Annotated in this window: 27 protein-coding genes; 20 read left to right on the top strand and 7 right to left on the bottom strand. The window is 67.8% G+C overall.

The genetic code is table 11. The features are described 5' to 3' along the window. Positions 1-252 precede the first annotated feature (252 nt). Entirely contained in the window at positions 253-1,791 is a 1,539-nt protein-coding gene (locus tag MFF07_RS07350; RefSeq protein ID WP_238231338.1) for a helicase HerA-like domain-containing protein, read from the bottom strand. A gap of 145 nt (positions 1,792-1,936) precedes the next feature. Here MFF07_RS07350 and MFF07_RS07345 point away from each other — a divergent pair, with 145 nt between their 5' ends. The 4 genes from MFF07_RS07345 (at position 1,937) to MFF07_RS07330 (ending at position 5,107) form a co-directional block, all read left to right on the top strand. Further along, positions 1,937-2,320, top strand: a complete 384-nt coding sequence (locus MFF07_RS07345; protein ID WP_238231336.1) for a DUF2267 domain-containing protein — start codon at positions 1,937-1,939, stop codon at positions 2,318-2,320. A gap of 254 nt (positions 2,321-2,574) precedes the next feature. Further along, complete coding sequence (gene olsB / locus MFF07_RS07340) at positions 2,575-3,573, top strand: l-ornithine N(alpha)-acyltransferase (protein ID WP_238231334.1); 999 nt, start codon at positions 2,575-2,577, stop codon at positions 3,571-3,573. 137 nt (positions 3,574-3,710) lie between these two features. After that, positions 3,711-4,925, top strand: coding sequence for an MFS transporter (locus MFF07_RS07335; protein ID WP_238231332.1), 1,215 nt, complete (start codon positions 3,711-3,713; stop codon positions 4,923-4,925). Between the two features lie 53 nt (positions 4,926-4,978). Next, on the top strand, positions 4,979-5,107 hold the full coding sequence (locus MFF07_RS07330; protein ID WP_147817893.1) for a TFIIS helical bundle-like domain containing protein: 129 nt from the start codon (positions 4,979-4,981) through the stop codon (positions 5,105-5,107). Positions 5,108-5,186: 79 nt separating this feature from the next. Here the strand turns inward: MFF07_RS07330 and MFF07_RS07325 are convergent, their stop codons facing one another. Further along, positions 5,187-6,371 carry a patatin-like phospholipase family protein gene (locus MFF07_RS07325; RefSeq protein ID WP_238231330.1) on the bottom strand — a complete coding sequence of 395 codons (1,185 nt, stop codon included), beginning with the start codon at positions 6,369-6,371 and terminating at the stop codon, positions 5,187-5,189. A gap of 682 nt (positions 6,372-7,053) precedes the next feature. Here MFF07_RS07325 and MFF07_RS22615 point away from each other — a divergent pair. The 9 genes from MFF07_RS22615 (at position 7,054) to fabI (ending at position 12,781) form a co-directional block, all read left to right on the top strand. After that, complete coding sequence (locus MFF07_RS22615; RefSeq protein ID WP_306424631.1) at positions 7,054-7,308, top strand: ComEA family DNA-binding protein; 255 nt, start codon at positions 7,054-7,056, stop codon at positions 7,306-7,308. A gap of 185 nt (positions 7,309-7,493) precedes the next feature. Then, positions 7,494-7,709: a hypothetical protein gene (locus MFF07_RS07315; RefSeq protein ID WP_147077164.1), complete on the top strand. Its 216-nt coding sequence runs from the start codon at positions 7,494-7,496 to the stop codon at positions 7,707-7,709. A 13-nt stretch (positions 7,710-7,722) separates the two neighbouring features. Beyond that, positions 7,723-8,223 (top strand): DUF3016 domain-containing protein, encoded by a 501-nt coding sequence (locus tag MFF07_RS07310; RefSeq protein ID WP_238231326.1) that lies wholly within the window; start codon positions 7,723-7,725, stop codon positions 8,221-8,223. A gap of 30 nt (positions 8,224-8,253) precedes the next feature. Then, on the top strand, positions 8,254-9,069 hold the full coding sequence (locus tag MFF07_RS07305) for a metallophosphoesterase family protein (protein WP_147817897.1): 816 nt from the start codon (positions 8,254-8,256) through the stop codon (positions 9,067-9,069). Positions 9,070-9,250: 181 nt separating this feature from the next. Then, on the top strand, positions 9,251-9,394 hold the full coding sequence (locus MFF07_RS07300; protein ID WP_187272570.1) for a hypothetical protein: 144 nt from the start codon (positions 9,251-9,253) through the stop codon (positions 9,392-9,394). A gap of 178 nt (positions 9,395-9,572) precedes the next feature. Then, on the top strand, positions 9,573-10,139 hold the full coding sequence (gene fabA, locus MFF07_RS07295; RefSeq protein ID WP_147817898.1) for a 3-hydroxyacyl-[acyl-carrier-protein] dehydratase FabA: 567 nt from the start codon (positions 9,573-9,575) through the stop codon (positions 10,137-10,139). Between the two features lie 106 nt (positions 10,140-10,245). Then, on the top strand, positions 10,246-11,472 hold the full coding sequence (gene fabB, locus MFF07_RS07290; RefSeq protein WP_147817899.1) for a beta-ketoacyl-ACP synthase I: 1,227 nt from the start codon (positions 10,246-10,248) through the stop codon (positions 11,470-11,472). A 79-nt stretch (positions 11,473-11,551) separates the two neighbouring features. Continuing rightward, positions 11,552-11,767: a hypothetical protein gene (locus tag MFF07_RS07285; protein ID WP_238231324.1), complete on the top strand. Its 216-nt coding sequence runs from the start codon at positions 11,552-11,554 to the stop codon at positions 11,765-11,767. A gap of 183 nt (positions 11,768-11,950) precedes the next feature. Beyond that, positions 11,951-12,781: an enoyl-ACP reductase FabI gene (fabI, locus tag MFF07_RS07280; RefSeq protein ID WP_147817901.1), complete on the top strand. Its 831-nt coding sequence runs from the start codon at positions 11,951-11,953 to the stop codon at positions 12,779-12,781. A 584-nt stretch (positions 12,782-13,365) separates the two neighbouring features. On the opposite strand, the gene MFF07_RS07275 is transcribed toward fabI, so the two are convergent. The 4 genes from MFF07_RS07275 to dut form a co-directional block, all read right to left on the bottom strand. Then, complete coding sequence (locus tag MFF07_RS07275; protein ID WP_238231322.1) at positions 13,366-13,620, bottom strand: hypothetical protein; 255 nt, start codon at positions 13,618-13,620, stop codon at positions 13,366-13,368. Between the two features lie 156 nt (positions 13,621-13,776). Continuing rightward, entirely contained in the window at positions 13,777-15,072 is a 1,296-nt protein-coding gene (locus tag MFF07_RS07270; protein ID WP_238231320.1) for an ammonium transporter, read from the bottom strand. Between the two features lie 128 nt (positions 15,073-15,200). Beyond that, the gene (locus tag MFF07_RS07265; protein ID WP_238231318.1) at positions 15,201-16,268 is read right to left on the bottom strand and encodes an HD-GYP domain-containing protein; all 1,068 of its coding nucleotides are present in this window, start codon (positions 16,266-16,268) and stop codon (positions 15,201-15,203) included. 217 nt (positions 16,269-16,485) lie between these two features. Beyond that, positions 16,486-17,037, bottom strand: a complete 552-nt coding sequence (dut, locus tag MFF07_RS07260; protein ID WP_373322268.1) for a dUTP diphosphatase — start codon at positions 17,035-17,037, stop codon at positions 16,486-16,488. A 69-nt stretch (positions 17,038-17,106) separates the two neighbouring features. Here dut and MFF07_RS07255 point away from each other — a divergent pair, with 69 nt between their 5' ends. From MFF07_RS07255 to bfr, 7 genes are all read left to right on the top strand, one after another. Continuing rightward, on the top strand, positions 17,107-17,847 hold the full coding sequence (locus MFF07_RS07255) for a DUF429 domain-containing protein (RefSeq protein ID WP_238231316.1): 741 nt from the start codon (positions 17,107-17,109) through the stop codon (positions 17,845-17,847). A 12-nt stretch (positions 17,848-17,859) separates the two neighbouring features. Next, positions 17,860-18,390, top strand: a complete 531-nt coding sequence (locus MFF07_RS07250; protein ID WP_238231313.1) for an NUDIX hydrolase — start codon at positions 17,860-17,862, stop codon at positions 18,388-18,390. A 61-nt stretch (positions 18,391-18,451) separates the two neighbouring features. Next, on the top strand, positions 18,452-19,135 hold the full coding sequence (locus MFF07_RS07245; protein WP_147817907.1) for a carbonic anhydrase: 684 nt from the start codon (positions 18,452-18,454) through the stop codon (positions 19,133-19,135). A 778-nt stretch (positions 19,136-19,913) separates the two neighbouring features. Continuing rightward, the gene (locus MFF07_RS07240) at positions 19,914-21,059 is read left to right on the top strand and encodes an acyltransferase family protein (RefSeq protein ID WP_238231311.1); all 1,146 of its coding nucleotides are present in this window, start codon (positions 19,914-19,916) and stop codon (positions 21,057-21,059) included. A 132-nt stretch (positions 21,060-21,191) separates the two neighbouring features. Beyond that, on the top strand, positions 21,192-22,055 hold the full coding sequence (locus MFF07_RS07235; RefSeq protein WP_238231310.1) for a universal stress protein: 864 nt from the start codon (positions 21,192-21,194) through the stop codon (positions 22,053-22,055). Between the two features lie 239 nt (positions 22,056-22,294). After that, positions 22,295-22,570, top strand: coding sequence for a (2Fe-2S)-binding protein (locus MFF07_RS07230; RefSeq protein ID WP_238231308.1), 276 nt, complete (start codon positions 22,295-22,297; stop codon positions 22,568-22,570). A gap of 50 nt (positions 22,571-22,620) precedes the next feature. After that, complete coding sequence (gene bfr / locus MFF07_RS07225) at positions 22,621-23,118, top strand: bacterioferritin (protein WP_147817770.1); 498 nt, start codon at positions 22,621-22,623, stop codon at positions 23,116-23,118. Positions 23,119-23,169: 51 nt separating this feature from the next. Here bfr and MFF07_RS07220 read toward each other — a convergent pair whose 3' ends face one another. Further along, positions 23,170-23,754 carry a Uma2 family endonuclease gene (locus MFF07_RS07220; protein WP_238231306.1) on the bottom strand — a complete coding sequence of 195 codons (585 nt, stop codon included), beginning with the start codon at positions 23,752-23,754 and terminating at the stop codon, positions 23,170-23,172. Positions 23,755-23,894: the final 140 nt, after the last annotated feature.

The raw sequence follows: 23,894 nt of genomic DNA, 5'->3' as shown, positions 1-23,894 counted from the left end.
CCGAAAGCGGTCTTGTCCGCTCCGGTGAGTATCGGGTCTCGGTAAAGAATCACTATTTCAGATGCCACACGGCGTGCCGGCACCCGGCTTCTTCCGAGCAGAGATAATGAAGCTTTAAGCCATTCTGCGAAATCTCGGATCGGCGTCGCTTCAACGCCTTGCGCCGGCGCCCGAATTCGTGGCGCCCGGCTTCCCGGACGACGCGGGCCGGTCCCGGGTTCGACACCGCGCGTCACGGCGTCTGGAGACGGCCTACCGCTTGGTCAGGCCGCCCAGCACATTCCGAAGAATCGCATTGCCGACCTGGGTGCCGACAGTGCGCGCCATCGAGCGGGCGGCGTTGCCGATCACCTGCTCGGTGAGGGACGGCTTGGCACGTCCCCTCCCCTTCGGAGTTTCCTTCGCGGAGGAACCGCCGCCGAAAAGGCCGCCGAGGCTGGAGAGCAGTCCGCCCAGTCCGCCTTCGGACTGGTGGGCGGCCTCGGCCGTCTCGCCGTCGAGATTCTTGCGCGCGGCCAGCATCTCGTAGGCGCTCTCCCGGTCGATCGCCTCGTCGTACTTGCCGCGGATCGTGCTCGCGGCGATCAGGTCGGCGCGCTCGGCCGGCGTCAGCGGCCCGACGCGGGCCTGCGGCGGCGCGATCAGCGCCCGCTCGACCATCGAGGGCGTGCCCTTGGCCTCGAGGAACGAGACCAGGGCCTCGCCGACGGCAAGCTCGGTGATCGCCTTCGAGACGTCGAAATCCGGGTTCTGCCGAAACGTCTCGGCCGCCGCGCGCACGGCGCGCTGGTCGCGCGGGGTGAAGGCGCGCAGCGCATGCTGCACCCGGTTGCCGAGCTGGCCGAGCACGGTCTCCGGCACGTCGAGGGGGTTCTGGGTGACGAAGTAGACGCCGACACCCTTCGAGCGGATCAGGCGCACCACCTGCTCAACGGCGTCGAGCAGCGGCTTCGGGGCGTCGGAAAACAGCAGGTGCGCCTCGTCGAAGAAGAACACGAGCTTCGGCTTGTCGAGGTCGCCGACCTCGGGAAGCTGCTCGAACAGCTCGGAGAGCATCCAGAGCAGGAACGAGGCGTAGAGGCGCGGACGCTGCATCAGCTTGTCGGCGGCGAGGATGTTGATCACGCCGCGCCCGTCGCGGTCGGTGCGCATGAAGTCGTTCAGGTCGAGCGCCGGCTCGCCGAGAAACTTGTCGGCGCCCTGGTTCTCCAGCACGAGCAGCGCCCGCTGGATCGCGCCGATCGAGGCGGCGGAAACGTTGCCGTACTTCGCGCCGAGTTCCTTGGAGTTCTCGGAGAGGAAGGTCAGCAGCGAGCGCAGGTCCTTCAGGTCGATCACCGGCCACTGGTTCTCGTCGGCGACCCGGAAGGCGATGTTGAGCACGCCCTCCTGGGTGTCGTTGAGTTCAAGCAGCCGTCCGAGCAGCAGAGGCCCCATCTCGGTGACGGTACAGCGGATCGGGTGGCCCTGGTCGCCGAACAGGTCCCAGAAAGTCACGGGGAAGCGGTCGGGCTCGTAGGTGATGCCGAGTTCCTCGGCGCGCTTGACGAAGTGCGGCTTCGCCTCGCCGGCCGCGGCAAGCCCTGAGAGGTCGCCCTTGATGTCGGCGGCGAAGACCGGGACGCCGGCATTGGAGAACCCTTCGGCCAGCACCTGCAGCGTCACGGTCTTGCCGGTGCCGGTGGCGCCTGCGACGAGGCCGTGCCGGTTGGCGAGCTTGAGCGCCAGCACCTCCGGCTTCGGGGTCTTGCCCGTGCTCTTGCCGACCAGGATCGTGCCGTCGCCCGCCATGCCGTGCATTCCTTCTCGATAGGACCTCACTCTACTCCGGGAGCGCGGCCGTTTTCCAGGCTCGGCGGCGAGGCCGGATCGCCGTGGCCTTGATTTCAGCGTTCGCCCGTCGGAAGGACGGGCCGAAACGAGGAGAGGACACCCCATGGACGAGCTGATTGCCCGCATCACCACCCGCACGGGCGTCGATGCCGAGACCGCCAAGGCCGCGATCGGGCACATCCTCGCCTTCCTGCAGAAGGAGGGTCCGCCCCAGGACGTGGCGCAGCTTCTGGCCAAGCTGCCGGGCGCCGATGCGGCCATCGCCGAATCGAATGCCGAAGAGGGCGGCGGCGGTCTGCTCGGCATGCTCGGCGGCATGGGCGGCGGCGTCATGGCTCTCGGCCAGAAGCTGATGTCGTCCGGCGTCTCGATGGGCCAGATGCAGCCGCTCGGCCAGGAACTCTTCGCCTATGGTCGCGAAAAGGCCGGCGAGGACACCATGGGCCGCATCATCGGCGCGATCCCGGGGGTGAGCCAGTTCGTGTGAGGCGAAGAAAAACCCTCTCTCCTCTGCGGGAGAGGGTTTTCGCAGCGACCAGGCTGCCCCTAACCCCCTGGCATCCTTAGCCGGTTTCGTTCGACGGCTACGAATGTGACGGCCTGGGCCGAACCCACACAAGCAACGGTGTCTGACCCTTAAACCCCTGTCCCGCCACGCCTTCCGATGTCATAAAAGCGTGCGCCCTTCGTGATGATGTGCGCCGGTCAAGGCCGGATCGGCCTCGCGGGGCAGGCTCAACGATGGTGCCGAACTTTTCCGGGCGTGACGCGTCCGCGGCGTGGAAGACCGGCTGGGAGACTCACGTCCAGGCGCCCCTCGCCCGTTTCAAGCAGACCTTCGAGGGCGGCATTCCGGGCCTCGCGCTGCCGGGCGGCGCGCCGATCCTGCTGAAATCGCGGATGCCGAAACCGGCACCGGACTTCGGCCCGAGCCTCGGCCGCATCGGCAGCCTCGAAGTGCGGCTCGCGACGAAGAAGTCGGAGATCCGACGGGCGCAACGCCTGCGCTACAAGGTGTTCTACGAGGAGATGTCGGCGATTCCATCGGGGCTCGCGATGCTGAAGCGGCGCGACATCGACGCCTACGATCCGATCTGCGACCACCTGCTCGTGATCGACCACGCGGCGGTGAAGGCCAAACCCTTCCGCAAGCCGCGACCGAAGGTGGTCGGCACCTACCGGCTGCTGCGCGGAGACCGGGCCGAGGGCGGCACGGGCTTCTACTCGGCGGGCGAATTCGATATCGGGCCGCTGCTCGACCGTCACCCGGGTAAGCGCTTTCTCGAACTCGGCCGCTCCTGCGTGCTCAAGCCCTACCGCACCAAGCGCACGGTCGAGCTGCTCTGGCACGGCATCTGGGCCTACGTGCTGCACCACCGCATCGACGCGATGCTCGGCTGCGCCAGCCTCGAAGGCACCGATCCGGACCGGCTCGCCCTGCAACTCAGCTTCCTCCACCACCATGCCCGCGCCCCCGAAGCGTGGCGGGCGCGGGCGGTCTCCGACCGCTTCGTCGCGATGGACAGGCTCGCACCCGAGGCGGTGAACCCGAAGGTGGCGCTCCAGAGCCTGCCGCCCTTGATGAAGGGCTACCTGCGCATCGGCGCGACCTTCGGCGATGGCGCCGTGATCGACCGCCAGTTCGGCACCACCGACGTCTTCGTGGTGCTGCCGGTGGAGGCCATCGCCGCCCGCTACATCGGCCATTTCGGCGCCGAGGCCGACCGGCACGCGGCCTGACGGGCAGGGCCCGTCCAGGCAGAGGGGGTTGCAAGGTGCGATAGCGCCCTCGACACCCGGCGCCATCGCGCCGATGTGACGGCCCTGCCGTCGGCGCCAGCACACGCCGCGCCCGTCCGAAAACCCCCGACATGTCGATGCTCGCCCCTTCCCCGCCATCCGACCGCGACCGCTTCACCGCGATCGCCGCCGCGATCACATGTGTCGCCGTGGTCGGGATCGGCCTCAGCCTGTCGATCCCGCTGCTCTCGCTCGAGATGGAGCGGATGGGCGCCTCCGGCGCGATGATCGGCCTCAACACGGCGGTGGGCGGATTTGCCAGCATCCTCACGGTGCCGTTCGTGCCGCGGCTCGCCGCGCGGGTCGGCGTGTTGCCGCTCCTGCTGTTCTCGATCGGGCTCGGGGCGGCGCTGCTCGTCGGCTTCAAGGCCTTCTACGACCTCGCCTGGTGGTTTCCGCTCCGCTTGTTCTTCTCGGCGACGCTCGGAGCGCTGTTCGTACTATCCGAGTTCTGGATCACCCAGGCGGCTGCGCCGGCGCGCCGTGGGCTGGTGATGGGCATCTACGCCACCGTGCTGGCGCTCGGCTTCGCCATCGGGCCGGGACTGCTTGTGCTGCTGGGGACGGAAGGGTTCGCGCCGTATCTCGCCGGCGCCGCCCTGTTCGTCGTGGCGGCCCTGCCGATCGTGCTGGCGCGTGGCGTCTCGCCGACGATCTCGCGTGAGGGCGGAAGCGTGCGCTTCCTCGCCTATCTCCGGCTCGCACCGGCGGCGACGCTGGCCGCCTTCATCTACGGCGCCGTCGAGACCGGCGGCTTCGCGATCCTGCCGCTCTACGGGCTCAAGGTCGGGTTCGATGCGCAGACCGCCGCCGGCCTCGTCAGCGCGGTGGCGCTCGGCAACGTTCTGTTTGCGATCCCCGTGGGCTGGCTCGCCGACCGGACCGATCGCGGCCTGGTGCTGCTTGCGGCGAGCATCGTCGGCGCGCTCGGTGCGGCGCTGATCCCGGCGGCGAGCGCTTCGCTGCCGGTGCTGGTCGGGCTGCTCTTCCTCTGGGGCGGCGTCGCCGGCACGCTCTACACCGTAGGCCTTGCCCATCTCGGCGCGAGCGTGCGCGGACCGGATCTCGCCGGCGCCAACGCGGCCTTCGTCGCGCTCTACAGCGCCGGCCTCATGGTCGGGCCGCCGATGATCGGGGCCGGCATGGACCTCGTCGTGCCGCAGGGTTTCGCCTGGACGCTGTTCGCGATGTTCGCGGCCTATGCCGTCATCGTCGGCGTCAACATCCTGCGCGGCCGGCCGGGCGCCGATCGGCCTGCGCCGCCGGAACAGGTCGAGCGGCTTCTCCGTTGAAGACGTGAAAGCTGCACCGTTCGCGGCGTCACGGATTTCTACGGAGTACGGCCATGAGCCTCATCGGACGCATCGTCACCAAGATCCTCGGCAACGAGAACCGCCAGGTCGTACGCGACGACCGCAACGCCAGTTCGAGCACGCCGCTCGGCCGCCTAGTTACCAAGATCCTGGGCAAGTAGTTCTTCGGCGTTCACGTCCGCCGCTGACGAAACGATCCTGCCGCTTCCGCCCACGCGGAAGCGGTTTTCTTCGTGTCCGTCAGTGGACGACGGAGGCTTCGAGAACCGTGGACGGCGCGCCGGGGACGGAGTGCTGCCAGAAGCGGCCGGTTTTCCCCTTCTCGTAGCCGGCATCGTAGAGGTTGCGCATGTAGGCGGTGTCGAAGCCGCGCCCCGCCGTAGCGGTCGGCCCGGTCTCGTCGATATAGGTCAGGTTGAAGCCGATGCCGCTTCTGCGGCTCACCGTCTCGGTCGCCGACAGCGTCGCCCGGGTGCGGGCACGGCTTGCGGTCGTGAACGAGCGTCCGGTGATGGCGAGCGTGTTGTTCTGGGTGACGTCGAATTCCGGCTCGAGCCGCCCGTTGATCACCACGTAGATGTCCGCCTGGCCGCGTCCGGCGCGTGTGCGCGGCAGGAACCCCTGGGGCAGAGTGAAAACCGGGATCACCACCGAGCCGTCGACATGCATCTCCTGGAAGGTGCGGCCCTCGGCCTGGACGTCCACGAGTTGCGGCGGGAACACGGCCGGGACGCTCGCCGAGGCGGTCAGCACGTCGCGGAACAGGTCGGCGGCGTTCGGCGCGCCGCTGGCGGCGATGGCGCCCATGTTCCAGATCACCGCGCGCTGCTGATCGAGATTCGTCGTCACGACGTAGAGGCGGCGGCCCTTGGCGTGCTCGGCGGCGACGGCCGCGAGAAGGTCCGGCGTGACGTAGCGCCCGATGATCTCCCGCAGCTTGCCGTCGCCGAACAGGCCGGAGCCGAACAGCACGTTGGTGATGCTCGGCGCCTGGACCAGGGATTCGGCGATGCCGCTCGTGTAGAAGTCCGTGAGGTAGCCGTCATAGCCCGAGCCGAGGAAGGCGAAGGGCGCGATCAGCGCGCCGGTCGAGACGCCGGAAACGATGGCGAAGTCCGGCCGCTTACCGGACGCGCTCCAGCCGTTCAGCACGCCCGCGCCATAGGCCCCGTCGCCGCCGCCGCCCGAGAGCGCGAGATAATTGAAACCGTTGCGGCGCCCCTCAGGCCGCTCCGCGATCGTCGCGATCTCGGAGGCCGTGGCATCGGCGTAGGCCCGCACCGGCCCCATGCCGGGTAACGTGGCGAGCGAGGCCTGCTGCGCCGTGTAGGGTGTCCGAGGTAGCGACGAACACGCTGCGACCCCGAAGACGAGCGCGAGCCCGGCGACGGCGCGAAGGACCCTCAGACGGGACGGCAACGGCATGGCGAAAAATGTCCGGACCAATGGCTCAGCTTCCACGAAACGAGCTTGGCCGTTTCTCGTTCCTTCATAAGCTTGACTATTTCGAGGCCTCGGCTGCACATGCGAGCTCCTGTTGCATTCCGGCCTCATCTCAGGCCGACCCCGTGGATACCGCAGCACTCACGGAACGTGGGTTAAGCCCTTCGAATCAACATATGTTTGCCATGCTTGAGCGTCAGGGAACGGCGGAAGGTGCGGCCGGATACGAGGGACGCCCCGGAACCTCTGGGGGAAGGGCCCTCGCATGCTCAACGGACCGGCGCTCCTGCGCGTCTTCCTGGTGGTCATCGCCGCAGCTGTCCTGACCGGGCTCGTCCAGCACTACTGGATCCTCGACAACAGCCCGCCGGAGGCATCGGCCGTGGCCCCACGCCCCCCTGCCAGGACGACGCCCGTACGCAGGGCTGATCCGGCACCGGCCCGGCCGCCTGCCCCCGCGCCGCAACCGGCGTCCCCGCCGGAGCCGGCGCCGAGCCCGCAACCCGCGCCAAGTGCTCTACCGGCGCCAAGTGCCCAACCCGCACCGAGTCCGGCAATGCGGACGCCAGACCCGGCCGTCGTCGCGTCCCCTGAAACGGCGTCCTCGGCCTTCGCGCCCAATCCCCCTCCGGTTCGGCCGCCGCCACAGGCTCCTGCATCACCGATGCCAGCCGCCGATCGGCCGGAAGCTGGCGAGGCTGAGATCGCTGCAGCCGAAGCGGCAGACCCGCGCGCGGTGGATCTCGCCGACCTCAACACCGGCTCGCTCGCCGAACTCAACGGCCTGAAGGGCGGCGGCGCGATCGGTCGCGCGATCATCCAGCATCGCCCCTACGCATCGACGGACCAGTTGCTGTCGAAGCGCGTGCTCAGCCGCGCGATCTACCAGCGCATCAAGGACCAGGTGACGGTCCGCTAGGGCGTCGCCCTGGATATTGCATCGATGACGAGGCTCCAAATTGTTGTGCCGCATCGGCTTTCCCGAAAACCGGAGGCCCCTTTCCGGGCCGAAGCGCGAACGCATTCGCATCGCCCACGCTCTGGTGCACGGCCTCCCGACTTCGTAAGAAGGACGGGGCAGAGATCTGAGAGTTGAGGCACCCCATGCAGACCACAGCCGGCGCGCCGACCCTGCGCTCGGACCTGGGCGTCGAGGAGACGAGCGAATCCGACAACATCGTCCGGTGGGACGGCGATCGCCTCTACGTGGAGCACGACGTCTACCACAACGGACAGCTCGTCCATCGCAAGTACCGCCGCACCGTCACCGAGCCGGTCGCCCGCGCCCTCCAGGCGATCATCAACCGCGCGCAGCAATGACCCGGGCCTGCGCATGAGGGCGTCCCGCGCCGTCGTCCTCGCCGGCCTGCTGCTGGCGCCCCTGCCGGCGACGGCCCAGGTCAGCGTCACGTTCGTCGATCCCGAGCGCTACACCGACGCCGAGAGCCGTTTCGGATCCGGCCTCACCCTGCGTGTCACCCTGGCCGAGATCCGGCGGTTGTTCACGGAACTCGGCGACCGCGTACTCCGACCGGGCGAGAGCCTCGCCATCACCGTGCTCGACATCGACCTCGCGGGCTACGAGCGTCCCGGCCTGGCCGGTCCCGGCGGCCTGCGCATCGTATCGGATGTCGGGCCGCCGCGGTTCCGCCTGCGCTACGTCCTCAAGGAGCGCGGGCGCACCGTGCTCTCGGCAGACGAGACGGTAAGCGACATCAACTTCCTCTCGCGCTATGCCCGCAGCCTCGGCGGCAGCGCGTTCACCTACGAGCGGGAGCTGATACGCGACTGGCTCCAGACCCGCATCGCCGGGCGCCGGCCGCCACGCGGCTGAGCCCTCTCCATCCCGCCTCCGGACCGCCTTTTGAAACGCATCGCGCATATTTCGGACCTGCATTTCGGCTGCACGAACCCCGAGGTGGTCGACGGGCTGGTCGCGGAACTGAACGCGGACCGGCCGGACCTGATCATCGCGTCCGGCGACTTCACCATGCGCTCGCGGCGGGCCGAATACGTGCAGGCGCGCGCCTTCCTCGACCGGCTCGTCTCGCCCTGGATCGGCGTGCCAGGCAACCACGACATCGCCTATTTCGCGCTGCCGACCCGATTCTTCCGGCCGTTCCGGCGCTACCGGCGCTTCATCGACGCGCGGACCGAACCGACCTTCGTCGACGACGAGATCGGCGTCGTCTGCCTGAACACCGTACGCAGCTGGGCATGGGATGCGGACTGGTCGCAGGGCCGGCTGAGTCACGACCAGATCGCACGGGCGGAAGCGCGGCTCGCGGCCTTTCCGGACAACGTCTTCCGCATCGTCGTCGGCCATCACCCCTTCATCGCGCCGCCCTGGAACGCCAAGGCCCGGCGCGTCGGACGGGCCGACACGGCGCTGGCCGCGTTCCAACGGCAACGGGTCGGCCTGACGCTCGCCGGACATCTCCACCGCCACTATTCGCGCTTCGTCGAAGGCAGCGATGTGCGCACCGATGCCTGCGATGCTGCGTCCGGACACCGCCTGCTCGCCGTCCAAGCCGGCTCCGCCACCTCGACGCGCCTGCGCGGCATGGAGCCGAACGCCTATAACCGCATCGTCGTCGAGAACGGCGCCGCGACGGTGACCGTACGGCTCTGGAACGGAACGGCTTGGGAAGACGCTGCCCTGACCCCCGAGGGGCTATGACCCGGCGGCCGACGAGAGTTCCGACACCACCGAGAAATCCGGGCCGTTCCCAATGGCGGAGAACGCGCCGGGCACGGTCATGGCGCAGGATCGCCGGCATGCCCTCGGTAAAGTCTGGAACTGCTCCGATTCGCCTGTCATTTCATGAGGGCCGAGTTGTAGCGCGCGTAAGCCGACACCCATGAATCCTGTCGCCCTCGCCACGATGGCGATCATCATGATCGGCTTCGCAGCCGCGCTGCTCTACGCGCTGAGTTCCGGGACGACCTGGTTCGTCGCCCTGCTTGCGATCCTGGCCGTCGCCCTGTTCGTGAGGTGGCGATAGGGTACCGCGCGATGCGGTCGCGGTGACCCTCCTTCCAAGCTGCACGCGGCTTTGAGGCGCCTCGGCCCTGTGTTAACGAGACGCCGACTTCCCCGCTCCGCCGTCATCGCGACCGGCCTACCACCGGACGCGCCGGACGGGACTACGACCCCGGAAACCAGGACACGACATTCAGCCGATGCCGCCTGACGCGACCACCCCATCGGATCACGATAACGCCTCCGCCGAGGGCACGGGCGCGCCGGCGCGCGCCTCGCGCTATTCCTACGAGGAGTTGCTGGCCTGCGGGCGCGGCGAGCTGTTCGGGGCCGGCAACGCGCAGCTGCCGCTGCCGCCGATGCTGATGTTCGACCGCATCACCTCGATCGGCACCGAGGGCGGCGCCTACGAAAAGGGCCACGTGCTCGCCGAGTTCGACATCCGGCCGGACCTCTGGTTCTTCCCCTGCCACTTTAAGGGTGACCCGGTGATGCCGGGCTGCCTCGGCCTCGATGCCCTCTGGCAGCTCGTCGGGTTCTTCCTCGGATGGTCCGGCGCCCCCGGACGCGGCCGGGCGCTCGGCGTCGGCGAGGTCAAGTTTTCCGAGCAGGTGCTGCCGACCGTGAAGAAGGTCGTCTACGGCATCGACATCCGCCGGATGCGCACCGGCAAGCTCGTCCTCGGCATCGCCGATGGCTGGCTCGAAGCCGACGGACGGCGTATCTACGAGGCGAAGGATCTGCGCGTCGCCCTGTTCCAGTCCTGAACAGCTGAGCCGTATGGGTGTCCTGCTGTTGAGATTGGACGCGCATCATCCTAGGTGACGTCTCGCGGTGCGGTTCGAAGCGCCGCGGCGGAGAAGCCAGGCCATCATGCGGCGCGTCGTGATCACCGGGATGGGCATCGTCTCATCCATCGGCAACAACACCCAGGAGGTGCTGGCCTCCCTGCGCGAGGCGCGCTCCGGCATCGCCCGCGACGCCTCCTATGCGGAGTACGGATTCCGCAGCCAGGTCTCGGGGGCGCCGAACCTCGATGCCGAGTCGCTGGTCGACCGGCGTGCCATGCGCTTCCACGGCGGCGGCACCGCCTGGAACCACGTCGCCATGGACCAGGCCATTCGCGATGCGGGGCTGGAGGCCGGAGACGTCTCGAACGACCGCACCGGCATCGTCATGGGCTCCGGCGGCCCCTCGACCCGCGTCATCGTCGAATCCGCAGCGATCGCGCGCGAAAAGGGACCGAAGCGAGTCGGCCCCTTCGCCGTTCCGAAGGCGATGTCCTCGACCGCCTCCGCGACGCTCGCGACGTGGTTCAAGATCCGCGGCGTGAACTATTCGATCTCCTCCGCCTGCGCGACCTCGAATCACTGCATCGGCAACGCCTCCGAGATCATCGCGGCGGGTCGTCAGGACGTCATCTTCGCCGGCGGCTGCGAGGACCTCGACTGGACGCTCTCCGTCCTGTTCGACGCCATGGGCGCGATGTCCTCGAAGTACAACGACACGCCCGCCCGTGCCTCGCGCGCCTACGACAAGAACCGCGACGGCTTCGTCATCGCCGGGGGCGCCGGCGTGCTGGTTCTGGAAGAGCTGGAGCATGCCAAGGCACGCGGCGCCCGCATCTACGGCGAGATCGCCGGCTACGGTGCGACCTCGGACGGGCACGACATGGTCGCCCCGTCCGGTGAAGGCGCGATGCGCTGCATGCGACAGGCGCTGGAAACCGTGAAGGGCGCGAAGATCGACTACATCAACCCGCACGCCACCTCGACGCCCGTCGGCGACGACAAGGAGATCGAGGCGATCCGCGAGGTTTTCGGCCGCGGCGACGCCTGTCCGCCGATTTCGGCGACCAAATCGCTCACCGGCCATTCCCTCGGCGCCACCGGCGTTCAGGAGGCGATCTACTCGCTGCTGATGATGAACAACGGCTTCATCTGCGAGAGCGCCCATATCGACGAACTCGATCCGGCCTTCGCCGACATGCCGATCCTCCGGCAGCGTCGCGACGGCGTGGAGCTCGGCCACGTGATGTCGAATTCCTTCGGTTTCGGCGGCACCAATGCGACGCTGATCCTCAAGAACGTCGACGCCTGAGGGACGGTCGTCGAGAATTGTTCGCTCGGGACTTGACGTAAATTCTCGCTTCTGCGGTCATCCATCTCGCGATTGCGAGATGAATGGCCAAGGTAACCTCGACGGACCGGCAATCGCCGTTGCGGAACTGCTCCTGCCGACTTGCGTTGAGCTTGCGGATAGCAGGACAACACCGCTCATGGTCTGGATCGCGTTCATCACGTTCGGAGGCTTGGCCCTGGCGACCGGTGCAGCCGTGATTGCCAAGCAGAGCCTGATCGAGGATGCCCAGTCGGCAACCAAGGGTTACTTTTAAGCGCTCAGTTTCCAGGCAGCGTATCTGGCTTGAGCCCCGTCGCGCGACCGAGATCGAGGCGGGGCTTTTGTTTGTCCGGAACCCTCGCACGTGGACAGGGCTGCCGCTCGCACGCTAAGCGTCCCCGTTCAGGATCGGGTCTTCGAGCCCGACGAGCGTGCAGGTCGGGCAAGGCAGCGTCTCATGACAGGTCTGATGAAGGGTAAGCGCGGCCTCGTCATGGGGGTCGCGAACAACCATTCCATCGCCTGGGGCATCTCCCAGGCGCTCCATGCCCAGGGCGCCGAACTCGCCTTCACCTATCAGGGCGATGCCCTGGGAAAGCGCGTGGCTCCACTCGCTGCCTCGATCGGCTCCGGGATCGTGTTGCCCTGCGATGTCGAGGACATCGCATCGGTCGACGCCACCTTCGCCGCCCTCGACGAGCGTTTCGACGGCCAGCTCGATTTCGTCGTCCACGCCATCGGCTTCTCGGACAAGACCCAGCTCAAGGGCCGCTACGTCGACGTCACGACGCGTGAGAACTTCGCGCGGACGATGACGATTTCGTGCTTCTCCTTCACCGAGATCGCGCAGCGCGCAGCCAAGCGCATGAAGAACGGCGGCTCGCTCCTCACGCTGACTTATGGCGGCTCGACCCGCGTCATGCCGAACTACAACGTCATGGGCGTGGCCAAGGCGGCCCTCGAGGCCTCCGTGCGCTACCTCGCCATGGACCTCGGACCCGACCGCATCCGCGTGAACGCCCTCTCGGCCGGACCGATGCGCACGCTGGCCGGTGCCGGCATCGCCGACGCCCGCCTGATGTTCAACCACCAGAAGGCGCATGCGCCGCTGCGGCGCACGGTGACCCTCGACGATATCGGCGGCTCGGCCCTCTACCTGCTCTCGGACCTCTCCAGCGGCGTCACCGGCGAGGTCCACTTCGTCGATTCGGGCTACAACATTATCTCGATGCCGCGCCCCGACGTGTTGCAGGCACAGGACGAGGCCGGCGTCATGGGCGATCATTAGAGCATCGACCCGACGAGCGGTCGCTGTTTTTCCGCATATCCGATGCAACTCGGCAACGCCGAGCCCTATCGTGGATACAATATCCAAGGTGACACCCTAGGATTCGAGTAGATCCAAGGCTTTGTGGGCGCTGGCGTTTCGTGACGCCAAGCTATCGTCGTAAGATTAAGGCTGCGATAGCGTGCTTGTCGTAGCTCTCGGAGACATATCAGCCCCCCTCAACAATCTTCGCACCTGTGCTCGGCCTGCAGCAGACTCACCCCCATGCCGGGTTGATACTCGGCGCGGAAAGAGGGGGAAACGATGCGCAAGAATCTCATTTCGGCCTTGATCCTTGCCTGCCTCGCGTCCGGCTGCGCGTCGATGAATACGCGTGATCCAAGCCCGGGTCTTGGCACTGCGTTGTCCCGCGATCCCAACCAATCGAAGTCGTGCTACGGCGGCCCTGTCTACGTGCCTTGCTAAGGTATCGGGCTCGAAAGCGGTCACCGGTCTTCGGAAAAACCGACGCAAAACAGGAACTTGGAGCGTCATCCTGAAAGCGGGATCACGGATGACGACCTAAGCGCGCGCATCGCCACGGCTCAATGGCCGGCGGTTTGAGGCTCGTCGCGGACGGGCAGCGGGATCATGCGTACCGGCTTCCGAACGACATCGGCGAGACCAGCGAGCGTGCCCGACGGCACAGTGGCCGGGGCGAGATCGGGCGGGTCGATCGCCCGCACGGGCGTCCCGGCAAGCGCGCCGCCGATAGCCACGCCGAAGGCTAGCACCAGGAGCGCCATCGGGCGGGTGCCCGGATACGGACGGATGGTCGGCTCGCGAACACTCTGCTGCATCGTCGCCTCCTGCCTCCGGAGGAGCCGGAGTCTTGCGTTTCGATGCGTCCTTGATGACCCGCAGAGCGGGCGGCGGCGACGAGCAAGATCGGCCGGTTTCAGCCGGGTTCGGCAGCTCCGTGCGGATCGATCACGCGGCGGTGCGGATCCGTCCGGCTACGAGCCGTACTCGTACGCACGTTCGCCATGGGACGTGAGGTCGAGGCCCTCGTACTCGGCCTCCGCGTCGACGCGGATGGGCGTGAGCAGGCCGATCGCCCGCGTCAGGCCATAGGTCACGACGCCCGACCAGACGATGGTCACGACGATCGCCAGCGCCTGTACGCCGAGCTGGGTCCAGACCGTGCCGCTCTCGCCGAGCCCGATGCCGCCGAGCGCCGGCAGGGCGAAGACCGCGAGCAGCAGCGAGCCGAGCATGCCGCCGACGCCGTGGACGGCGAAGACGTCGAGGGAATCGTCGATCTGCAGACGCTGTTTGACGTACAGCGTTGCGTAGAAGCAGACGATGCCGCCGGCGAAGCCGATGAGGATGCCGGCACCCGGGGCGACGAGACCGGCCGCGGGCGTGATCGTGGCAAGCCCCGCCACCGCGCCGGTGACGATGCCGATCGAGGTGGGCTTCCTGATCTTGATCCACTCGGCCGCGGTCCAGGCCATGGCGCCGGCCGCCGCCGAGAGGTGCGTCGCCAGGATCGCGTTGGCGGCGCTGGCGTCCGAGGCGAGCGCGCTGCCGCCGTTGAAACCGAACCAGCCGACCCAGAGCATGCCGGCGCCGGCCATGGTCATGCCGGGGCTGTGCGGCGGCGTCATCTGGGCCGGGAAGCCGCGGCGCTTGCCGATCATCACCGCTAGGACCAGCGCCGCGATGCCTGCCGTGGTGTGCACCACGATGCCGCCGGCAAAATCCAGCACGCCGAGGCCGAACAGCCAGCCGCCGCCCCAGATCCAGTGCGCCACCGGCACGTAGACCAGCATTAGCCAGAGGGCGGAGAAGAGCACCACGAAGGGAAACGTCACCCGCTCGGGGAACGCGCCGACGATCAGCGCCGGCGTGATCACCGCGAAGGTCATCTGGTAGAGCGCGAAGGCGCTCTCCGGCAGCAGGGTCGGGGTGCGGACGGCATCGAGGCCGGTCAGGAACGCCTTGCCGAGGCCACCGATCAGAGCGCCGGTTCCGTCGAAGACGAGGCTGTAGCCGCAGATCGCCCAAAGCACCGAGGCGACGCTGCAGATCGCGAAGCACTGCATCAGCACCGAGAGCACGTTCCGGGCATGGACCAGGCCGCCGTAGAACAGCGCGAGGCCCGGCAGCGTCATGAACAGCACCAGAGCCGAGGCGGTCAGGATCCAGGCCGTATGGCCGGTATCGATCACGGGCGCGGCAGCGAGCGCGGGCGTGGCGAGCAGCACCAGCCCAAAACAGGTCGAGCCGCACAGGGCGAGACAGCGCATCAAGAAAAGCCTTCGGAACGGCCACGGTCGAGCGCCTGCTCAATACGCGGTCATCGTGCCGATTCAAGTCGCGCAATTGCCCGATGCGCGATCAAATCGCCCAAGCACACGGCAGTGCGCGCGGCGCGTCAGGCGGCGTGGGACGTCGCCGGGCGATCCTGCACCAGGGCGACGATGTCCTCCCAGCGGGAGACGAAAGCCGCGACGCAGGCCGGGTCGAAATGCGTGCCGGCCTGGGCCTCGAGATGCGCGCGAGCCTGCTCCAGAGGCCAGGCCGGCTTGTAGACGCGGGCGGAGATGAGGGCGTCGAACACGTCGGCGACCGCGACGATGCGGCCCGCAAGCGGGATCTCCTCGCCCTTCAAGCCTTGCGGGTAGCCGTTTCCGTCCCAGCGCTCGTGATGGGTCAGGGCGATCTCGGAAGCTAGCTGGAGCAGGCGCGAGGGGCTGTCGTGCAGCATCCGGTAGCCGCGCAGGGCGTGCTGCTTCATCTCCTCCCGCTCGGCCTCCGTGAGCGGGCCCGGCTTCAGCAGGATTTCGTCGGGAATGCCGATCTTGCCGATGTCGTGCATGGTGGAGGCGAGCGCGATGTCGTTGGCTTCCGGCTCCGAAAGCCCAAGCCCTTCGGCCACGGCGATGGTGCAGCCGGCGACGCGCGTCAGGTGATCCCCGGCCTGGTCGTCGCGGAATTCGGCGGCGAGCATCAGGCGGCGCACGATCTCGCGTTCACGGGCCGACACCTCGGCGACGGCGTTTTCGATCTGCCGGTTCATCGCCGCATTCTGCCGTTCGCCGTCCCGGCGGGCGGCGGCGAGCTCGATGAGGGTGCGCAGGCGGATCTGAAGGTCCAGCGTGTCGACGGGCTTGAGCATCAGGTCCGTCGCCCCGGCCTGGAGGGCGGCCCGGCGCTCGGTGCGTCCCTCGCCGACGGCGACGATCAGGATGGGCGTCCGGACGAGAGCCGGAACGGCGCGCAGCGACCGGGTCAGGCCGAACGCGTCGAGGCCGGCATCGTGCTCGATCACGAGAACGTCGGGCGGCTGGGCGGGGAGGTCGGCGAGCGCGGCATGGGCGCTCTGGATCACATGGGTGGTGCAGTCGAAGCCGCGCAGGGCCAGGACGAGCTGGATCGGGGTCTTGGCTGCGACGACCGCCACGAGGGCGTTGCCGGTCTCCGCACGCGTGGCTTCCAACATTCCCGTCGTCCTGCCCGTCGTCCTGCCGGCCCGTCACTGTCGAGCCGATGCCCCCCAGCACCCCAACGACTCGCGAAACCTAGCCGATAGCCGTTAATCGGGGTTGAAAGTCCGCGCCGCCGAACGTCGCGCGGCACGCATGCGTGAGATCGGTTCGGGTGCCGGCATGTGGCACCTTCGGGCAAGCGAACCGGATCGGCTCGTTCGGCGACGGATCTCAGCGCCGGCCACTCGACCCGAAACCTCCACCGCCCCGTGCGCCCCCGCCGGCCGGCCGGTCGTCGGCGCCCGCATCGTCGAGGATCTCGAAGGTGGGCTGCGCGACGCGCACCACGACGAGTTGCGCGATCCGGTCGCCCGGTTCGATCACGATGTGGGCGGGCAGTTCGCCGTCGGCCGGCGCCCGGTTGCGGTTCCAGGCCGAAACCATGAGCGGGCCCTCGTAGTCGGCGTCGATCACGCCGGTGCCGTTGCCGAGCACGAGGCCCTCGCGATGGCCGAGGCCGGAGCGCGGCAGCACCAGGCCGCACCAGTCCGGATCGCGGATCATCACGACGAGCCCGGTCGGGATCAGGATCGCCGGCGCCTGCGGCGCGATCGCCAACGGCCCATCGAGGCAGGCGAACAGGTCGAGGCCGGCCGAATGCGCCGAGCCGCGGCGCGGAAACCCCCAGTCCCGGAGCCGGGGATCAAGCAGCCGGACGGCGATCCGCATCAGACTGCCGCCCAGGGAAGGCGCATCGAGGACATGGCTGATCTCTCCCGGCATCGACCGCCGTGGCGATACCGTCCTATGCCACCGTCCGACAAGCAACGGCGCCGCCGGAAGGATCGACCCATGCCGCGATGGATCGCGGGTCTCGACGGATGTCGCGGCGCCTGGGCCGGCGTGCTGCTCGATCTCGACGCGCCCGAACGGCACCGCTCGGCCCTGTTCGCGACTGTGGAGGATGTCGTGGACGGGCCGGAGGCGCCGGCCGTCGTCGGCATCGACGTACCGATCGGGCTTCCCGACCGCGTCGTCGACAAGGGCCGGCCGGCCGACCGCGCGGCGCGCCTGTTCCTCGGCTCCGGGCGATCCAGCGTGTTTCCTGTGCCGCCGCGCGTGGCCGTCTACGCCGCTGACTACGAAGAGGCGAAGGCGCTCTCGCGAGCGTATTCGGATCCGCCCTTCGCGCCCTCGATCCAGTGCTGGAACATCCTGCGCTCCGTGCGCTCGGTCGACACGCTCTTGCGGGCGCGGCCGGGCCTGCGCGCGCGCGTTCACGAGGTTCATCCCGAGGTCGCGTTCTTCCGACTCAACGGCGACCGCCGGCTGCAGGCGGGCAAGAAGGGGCCGCGCCGGCAGGAAGGGCTGGCGGAGCGGCGCGATCTCCTGATCGGCGCGGGGCTCCCCGAGGCCCTGGTACATTCGCCTCCACCGCGCGGGGTCGGGCGCGACGACCATCTCGATGCGATGGCGGCGCTCGTCGTCGCCCGAGACATCACCGCGGGCCGTGCGGTCCCGCTGCCGGCGGCCATCGAGCACGACGCCTACGGCTTACCGATCGTGATCTGGGCACCGGCCGATCATTCCTGATAGGTCTCGGCCATGACCTCAGAACTTCGCACGACCTCAGAGCCCCTGACGATCCGCCACATCGCCCGCGCCCTAGTGTTCGATCCGGCCAACCGACTGCTGCTGATCGAATACGAGGCGGTGAGGCCCGCGCCCGCCAATCCGGAGGCGAAGAACTTCTGGTTCATGCCCGGCGGCGGGCTGGAGCCCGGCGAGACGCACGAAGAGGCTTGCCGGCGCGAGCTCGGCGAGGAGATCGGCGTCCATGACGCCGCGATCGGACCGCAGGTCGCACTCTGCGACGGGCCGTTCCACCTGTTCGACAAGTCGCGCGATGCCCGCGAGCGCTACTTCGTCGTGCGCTTGCCCGACGACCGAATCGACACGCACATGCTCGCGGAGACCGAAGACAACCCGGTGATCGGCACGCGCTGGTGGCCGCTCGACGAGCTCGCGACCACCGACGCCCGCATCGAGCCGGCCGGCCTCACCGATCTCGCGTGCCGGATCGCACGCGGTGAGGTACCGGAGACCCCGGAAACGCTCATGTGGCGGGGAGCCTGATCGCCTTCCAACCGTTGCTGTCGCGTACGATCCCCCAATGAACAAACGGAGCGAACGAACGATGTTTCCCGATGTCCTGACCGAAGGCTACCGCAGCTTCTTGGGCGAGCGCCTTCCCGAGGAGAAGAAGAAGTACAAGGAACTCGCCGACGGGCAGAAGCCGGAGGTCCTGCTGATCGGCTGCTGCGACAGCCGCGTCGCCCCCGAGGTGATTTTCGATGTCGGCCCCGGCGAGATCTTCACGATCCGCAACGTCGCCAACATCGTCCCACCCTTCGAGGACGGCGGCGGCTATCACGGCACGTCCTCGGCCATCGAATTCGCGGTCCAGGGTCTCAAGGTGAAGCACATCGTGGTGCTCGGCCACGCCACCTGCGGCGGCATCAAAGCCTACGCCACCGATGCCAAACCCCTTTCGCAGGGCAACTTCATCGGACAGTGGGTCTCGCTGGTCGAGCCGGCCTCCAAGACCCTCGAAGAGAAGGGAGATTCGGTCGAGAAGCCCGGCTATCTGACCCGGCTCGAATACGCCTCGATCGCCCAGAGCCTCGAGAATCTGCTCACCTTCGACTTCGTGCGCGAACGTGTCGAAGCCGGCGAGCTGCACCTGCACGGCGCACATTTCGGTATCGAGCAGGGCGAGTTGCGGATCCGCGATCCGAAGACGGGGGAGTTCCATTCCGTCGTGGAAAGCGATGGCACGAAGCTCAAGACCTCGGCCCTGATCGGTTGCACGGAAGCTTGAGATCCTTGTTCGAGCAGGGCATGCCCACGGCTCGACAAAGCAGGCGGCAGGCGAGAACCTTTCCGTAGCCGACCCGAGGCCATCGCGTCTGACACCGCTCGATGCGTCGCGTTCCGTCCGGCCGCCCTGCAAACAGGGGCGGCTGCGACTTCTTTTCCACGATGCCCGCTCAGCCGGAATGCACGCCGCTTCGGCTGGGCACCCTGCGATGTGCTTGGATGGCTCAGGCCTGCCGGCCCAGGCTCAACCGCGCGAGTTCCTTGCCGAGTTCCAGCAGCGCCATGTCGATCAGGACCCGCAAGCGGAACGATGTATCGGGCTGAAGCCGCTCCCGCGCCTCGCGACAGAGTTCGATGACAGCCTCGATCCTCTCGCATTCCGCCGTATTCAGAATTTCCTCCCGGGTTCCTCAACAGGGCCATCGCGGTGCGGGCAGCCATTTGAGTTAGTTCGCAACCCTGTTCAATCAAGTCTTCGACTACAGCCTAAGACACGAGAAAAACATTAACCTATGTGTATTTCTGTGAGTTATATCGAGTATAAGTTACAAATCTAACACACTTATTGTTCTTGAATGCCCGACCAGGATATACACTGAATACAGTAAAGCTTTGATCGGCACGAATGCCGATCTTGAATCCAAGGTCGGTGGCGAGCGCCGATAGATCCCACGGTGACTTGCACTGCACGGCAAGCCGTGCCTGGACCCGACCTTGACCGGCCGGACCCTGGGATCGATACCCGCCCGGGTTTTCCGCCCGCATGCAGGGCTCCCAGCGTGAAGCTCGTTCTCGTCCAGGCCTTGCGGGCCGTCGCGGCCCTGCTCGTGGTGATGCACCACGCCCAGTTCGAAACGGCCGCGCTCGCGAACCGAACGGATCTCGGCTTCAGACCGAGTACGCTGCTGCCCTGGCCGGCCGGCGTCGATGTCTTTTTCGTGATCTCCGGCTTCATCATCGTCTACGCCTCCGGCTCGCTCTACGGCCGGCCGGGAGGGCGACGGCGCTTCCTCGCGCATCGCGTGGCGCGGCTCGTGCCCCTCTACTGGCTGGTGAGCGCCGCCTATCTCGCAATCGCCCTCGCCGTTCCGGGAATGCTCACCGGGGACGTTGCGGCGGCCGGTCTCGATCCGGTCTATGTTGCCGCCTCGTTCCTGTTCTGGCCGATGCTGCGGTCGGACGGCACGGCGTTGCCGCTCTACGGCCTCGGCTGGACGCTGAACTGCGAGATGTTCTTCTACGCGCTGTTCGCGATCGGCCTCGGCTGGGGACGCCGCGCGGCGGTCGTGTGGCTCGTCGCGACGCTGGGCATCCTCGCCCTGGCGCGCGCGGCGTTTCCGGACATGCCGATGCCGCTGGCCTTCTGGGCGAGCCCGGTCATCCTCGAATTCGCCTTCGGTGCGGCGCTCGGCCTTGCCCGCGCCGAGGGCGTGCGCATCGGATGGCCGGTGCGGAGTCTGTTGCTGGCCGTCGGGATCGGCCTGCTGATGCTCGTGCCGGAGCCGAGCCCGGCGCTTCACCCGATCCTCTACGGTATTCCGTCGGCCCTGCTCGTCGCGGCGGCGGCCCTCGGGCGCGATACGGCGGCCCGCGGCGACGGCGCGCCGTCCCTCCCGGTCCGCGCGGCGGCCGCGCTCGGCGACGCCTCCTACGCGCTCTACCTCGTCCACCCCTTCGTGCTGCGCGCGACGCGCGAGGCGATCCTGCGCGCCGGGCTCGCACAGCATCTCGGGGCCTGGGGCAGCCTCGTATTCATGGTCGGACTGGCGGTTGTCGTATCGCTCGTCGTCTATCGCGTGGTCGAGCGGCCGCTGACGCGAAGGGCACGCAGATTGCTCGACCCCGGCCATCATGAGCGGCCGGGCGACGAGAAAACTCTTGAGGAGGCGGGCCCTCACGTTTCCGCCGAGCCGAAACGGATCTAGCCTCGCCCCGGTCCTGGAACCGTGACCGACCGGATTGCATCCGGCCGGCGGTTCCAGATCCGTGTTGCGAGGCGCTTTCCGACCAACCGGCATCCGCCACGTCGGACAGCGCTCTATGGAGGGTCCTGCGTCGTGAAGACTCTGCTGGTTCCGGTCGCCCTGCACGAAGCCCTGCCCTCGGTGTTCGAGACGGGGCTGCTCGTCGCCCAACGCTTCGGCAGCCTGATCGAGGGCGTCTCGCTGCGCCCGGCGCTCGCGGAATACGTGCCCGTCGACATGGTCGGCGGCATGACATGGCTGCGCGACGAGGAGGCCGACCGGGCCGAAGCCGAGGCCGCAGGCGACCGTTTCATCGCCTTCATGGAGGCTGCGGGTCTGCCGCGCCGCGATGCCGTCGGCACCTGCGCGCCGGAGGCCGCAATGAGCGCCGGCCCGCGCTTCCGCTGGCGGCCGGACGTGCCACCGGGCGACGCCTTCCTCGGCCAGTACGCCCGGCTCTTCGCGGCGACCATCGTCGGCCGGCCCGGCTCGGAGGAATCGTCGCCGCGCATGACCACCGTCGAGACGGCGCTGTTCGAGAGCGGCCGCCCGATCCTGCTGGCGCCGCCGAAGCCACCCTCCTCGCTCGGCGAGGCGATCGTCGTCGCCTGGAACGGCTCCACCGAGACCGCGCGCGCCGTGGCTTTCGCCATGCCGTTCCTGCGCCGCGCCCGCCGCATCCTGGTGCTCAGCGCCGACGGCGGCATGGTGCCCGGACCAAGCGCCGAGGACGTGGCGCGAGCGCTCGCCTGCGAGGGCATCGAGGCGTTCCACAAGGCATTGCCCGCAGGCCGACGCACGCCCGGAGAAGTCTATCTCGACGAGGCGGCGACCTTCGGCTGCGACCTGCTCATCAAGGGGGCCTACACCCAGAGCCGCCTGCGCCAGATGATCTTCGGAGGACCGACGAGCCACATCCTCTCGCACGCCGCCATTCCCGTGCTGATGGCCCATTGAGGTGCGGGGTCACACACGCGCCGGCTGCGCCCTCGGATCGGTACCGCCCCGCCATTGCAAACGGGTCATTCGCACTCTAAACTGCTGATAAGGCTAAAGTTTTTAAGAATTCTAAACTGCGGTTGCTCCATGAGGCGTCGGCCGAAAACCGCCATGAAATCGCGCGAAGGCGATGGAATGGTGCTTTTCGAAGGGCGCCCACACTCCGCTCCCACCCCGACGAGTCCGCGACTGCACGCATGATCGTCTGTTCCTGCAACATCCTTTCGGACGGCCAGGTCCGCGGCTGCATCACGCCGGGCCCCGGTTGTCCGCGGACCCCGGCCCAGGTCTATGCCTGCCTCGGATGCAGCGCGAAATGCGGGCGCTGCGCCCGCACCATCCGCTCCATCATGCAGAACGCCCTGATGGAAGCCGGCGGCGATGCGCATGCCTCATGCGCGACCAGCTGCTCTACCCCTTGCAGTTTGGTACAATTCCAAACTACAGAAGACCTCGAAGAGGTCGCAGCCTAGGACGCATCGTCGGTTCGCTACGGCCCTCGGACACAAGAGGAGAGTAGCGAATGAAGGGCGATGCCAAGGTCATCGAGTATCTCAACCGGGGCCTGCGCAGCGAGTTGACCGCGGTGAGCCAGTACTGGCTCCATTTCCGCATGCTCAACGACTGGGGCTACGTCGACCTCGCCAAGTTCTGGCGCAAGGAATCGATCGAGGAAATGCAGCACGCCGATCGCTTCGTCGACCGGATCCTGTTCCTCGACGGCTTCCCCAATCTCCAGGAGCTTGATCCGCTGCGGATCGGCCAGAACGTCCAGGAGATCATCGAGTGCGATCTCGCCGCCGAGACCGAGGCGCGCGCGCTCTACCTGGAAGCCGCGCAGTACTGCGACTCGATCAACGACCGCGTGACGAAGATCCTGTTCGAGGCCCTGGCGACCGACGAGGAGGGCCATATCGACTTCCTCGAGACCCAGCTCGACCTGATCGGCCAGATCGGCCTGCCGCTCTACGCGCAGAAGCATGTCGGTGGCCTGGAGCAGGTCCCGCCCGAGGAAGGCTGACATAACGTGCGAGGGCCGGCTGCGCGTCGCGAAGCGCCGTCGGCCCCGCGCTCAAACGGAGATGACCCGCCGATAGATTTCGGCGAGAGACAGAGAGGCGCCGAGAGCAGGAAGCGTCAGGACCGCATCGAGACCTTCGAGCGGTCGCCACCGGCTCCAGACGCCATCGATGCGATCGAAAGCTTCGAGGTGCGGACGGTCCCGAGAGACCAGGACGTAATGCTGCAGCGATTCGAGCTGCTGGTAGAGATGCCATTTCTCGACCCTGTCGCGCGCTTCGGTGCCGGGCGAGAAAACCTCGAATAGCACGAGCGGATCGTCGACCGAGGTCGCGCCCGGCTCGAGATCGCCATCGACGACCATCACATCGGGCAGCATCGCCACGTCGAGTTGCCGGCTCTTCAGGTAGAAGGTTTCCGTGAAGCTCTGGCAGGGCGACCCGGACGCCGCAAACCCGTTGTCCAGCCCATCCGCGATGTTCCGCACAATCCGCGCATGCTCCCAACGCGTGCCGGCCGGCACGCACACCAAGCGACCGCCGATCAGTTCCCAGCGTTCGTCGCGCGGCTTATCGGCAAAAAGCTCCTCGAAGTCGTCGAGGGCAAGGTGGTCGAATTCGCGATGTCGGTAGCCCATGGTCGGGCCTCGTCCGTAGCGACTGGTGGCCGTCGTCGCGAAGTGTAGCGCGATCGGTCCCGGTATGCGACATCGGGCAACGCCCGCGCCCCGGCCCCTTCGCGTTTCGATCGCTGCGGCAGCACCCGAAAAATCCCCGA

The sequence above is a fragment of the Methylobacterium thuringiense genome, assembly GCF_022179645.1.
Taxonomy (GTDB): Bacteria; Pseudomonadota; Alphaproteobacteria; order Rhizobiales; family Beijerinckiaceae; genus Methylobacterium; species Methylobacterium thuringiense.
The sequence above is the reverse complement of the archived record's forward strand: the minus strand, read 5'-3'. Positions and strand labels throughout refer to the sequence as shown.

Excerpts from the sequence above, each read along its gene's own strand:
- bfr (WP_147817770.1), top strand. The coding sequence starts at position 22,621 with ATGAAGGGCGATGCCAAGGTCATCGAGTATCTCAACCGGGGCCTGCGC.
- MFF07_RS07325 (WP_238231330.1), bottom strand. The coding sequence starts at position 6,371 with ATGCCGTTGCCGTCCCGTCTGAGGGTCCTTCGCGCCGTCGCCGGGCTC.
- fabI (WP_147817901.1), top strand. The coding sequence starts at position 11,951 with ATGACAGGTCTGATGAAGGGTAAGCGCGGCCTCGTCATGGGGGTCGCG.
- MFF07_RS07250 (WP_238231313.1), top strand. The coding sequence starts at position 17,860 with ATGACCTCAGAACTTCGCACGACCTCAGAGCCCCTGACGATCCGCCAC.
- MFF07_RS07265 (WP_238231318.1), bottom strand. The coding sequence starts at position 16,268 with ATGTTGGAAGCCACGCGTGCGGAGACCGGCAACGCCCTCGTGGCGGTC.
- MFF07_RS07270 (WP_238231320.1), bottom strand. The coding sequence starts at position 15,072 with ATGCGCTGTCTCGCCCTGTGCGGCTCGACCTGTTTTGGGCTGGTGCTG.
- MFF07_RS07255 (WP_238231316.1), top strand. The coding sequence starts at position 17,107 with ATGCCGCGATGGATCGCGGGTCTCGACGGATGTCGCGGCGCCTGGGCC.
- MFF07_RS07275 (WP_238231322.1), bottom strand. The coding sequence starts at position 13,620 with ATGCAGCAGAGTGTTCGCGAGCCGACCATCCGTCCGTATCCGGGCACC.
- MFF07_RS07220 (WP_238231306.1), bottom strand. The coding sequence starts at position 23,754 with ATGGGCTACCGACATCGCGAATTCGACCACCTTGCCCTCGACGACTTC.
- MFF07_RS07245 (WP_147817907.1), top strand. The coding sequence starts at position 18,452 with ATGTTTCCCGATGTCCTGACCGAAGGCTACCGCAGCTTCTTGGGCGAG.
- fabA (WP_147817898.1), top strand. The coding sequence starts at position 9,573 with ATGCCGCCTGACGCGACCACCCCATCGGATCACGATAACGCCTCCGCC.
- MFF07_RS07350 (WP_238231338.1), bottom strand. The coding sequence starts at position 1,791 with ATGGCGGGCGACGGCACGATCCTGGTCGGCAAGAGCACGGGCAAGACC.
- MFF07_RS07345 (WP_238231336.1), top strand. The coding sequence starts at position 1,937 with ATGGACGAGCTGATTGCCCGCATCACCACCCGCACGGGCGTCGATGCC.
- MFF07_RS07230 (WP_238231308.1), top strand. The coding sequence starts at position 22,295 with ATGATCGTCTGTTCCTGCAACATCCTTTCGGACGGCCAGGTCCGCGGC.
- MFF07_RS07335 (WP_238231332.1), top strand. The coding sequence starts at position 3,711 with ATGCTCGCCCCTTCCCCGCCATCCGACCGCGACCGCTTCACCGCGATC.
- olsB (WP_238231334.1), top strand. The coding sequence starts at position 2,575 with ATGGTGCCGAACTTTTCCGGGCGTGACGCGTCCGCGGCGTGGAAGACC.
- MFF07_RS07310 (WP_238231326.1), top strand. The coding sequence starts at position 7,723 with ATGAGGGCGTCCCGCGCCGTCGTCCTCGCCGGCCTGCTGCTGGCGCCC.
- MFF07_RS07315 (WP_147077164.1), top strand. The coding sequence starts at position 7,494 with ATGCAGACCACAGCCGGCGCGCCGACCCTGCGCTCGGACCTGGGCGTC.
- MFF07_RS22615 (WP_306424631.1), top strand. The coding sequence starts at position 7,054 with ATGCCAGCCGCCGATCGGCCGGAAGCTGGCGAGGCTGAGATCGCTGCA.
- MFF07_RS07300 (WP_187272570.1), top strand. The coding sequence starts at position 9,251 with ATGAATCCTGTCGCCCTCGCCACGATGGCGATCATCATGATCGGCTTC.
- MFF07_RS07330 (WP_147817893.1), top strand. The coding sequence starts at position 4,979 with ATGAGCCTCATCGGACGCATCGTCACCAAGATCCTCGGCAACGAGAAC.
- dut (WP_373322268.1), bottom strand. The coding sequence starts at position 17,037 with ATGCCGGGAGAGATCAGCCATGTCCTCGATGCGCCTTCCCTGGGCGGC.
- MFF07_RS07285 (WP_238231324.1), top strand. The coding sequence starts at position 11,552 with ATGAATGGCCAAGGTAACCTCGACGGACCGGCAATCGCCGTTGCGGAA.
- fabB (WP_147817899.1), top strand. The coding sequence starts at position 10,246 with ATGCGGCGCGTCGTGATCACCGGGATGGGCATCGTCTCATCCATCGGC.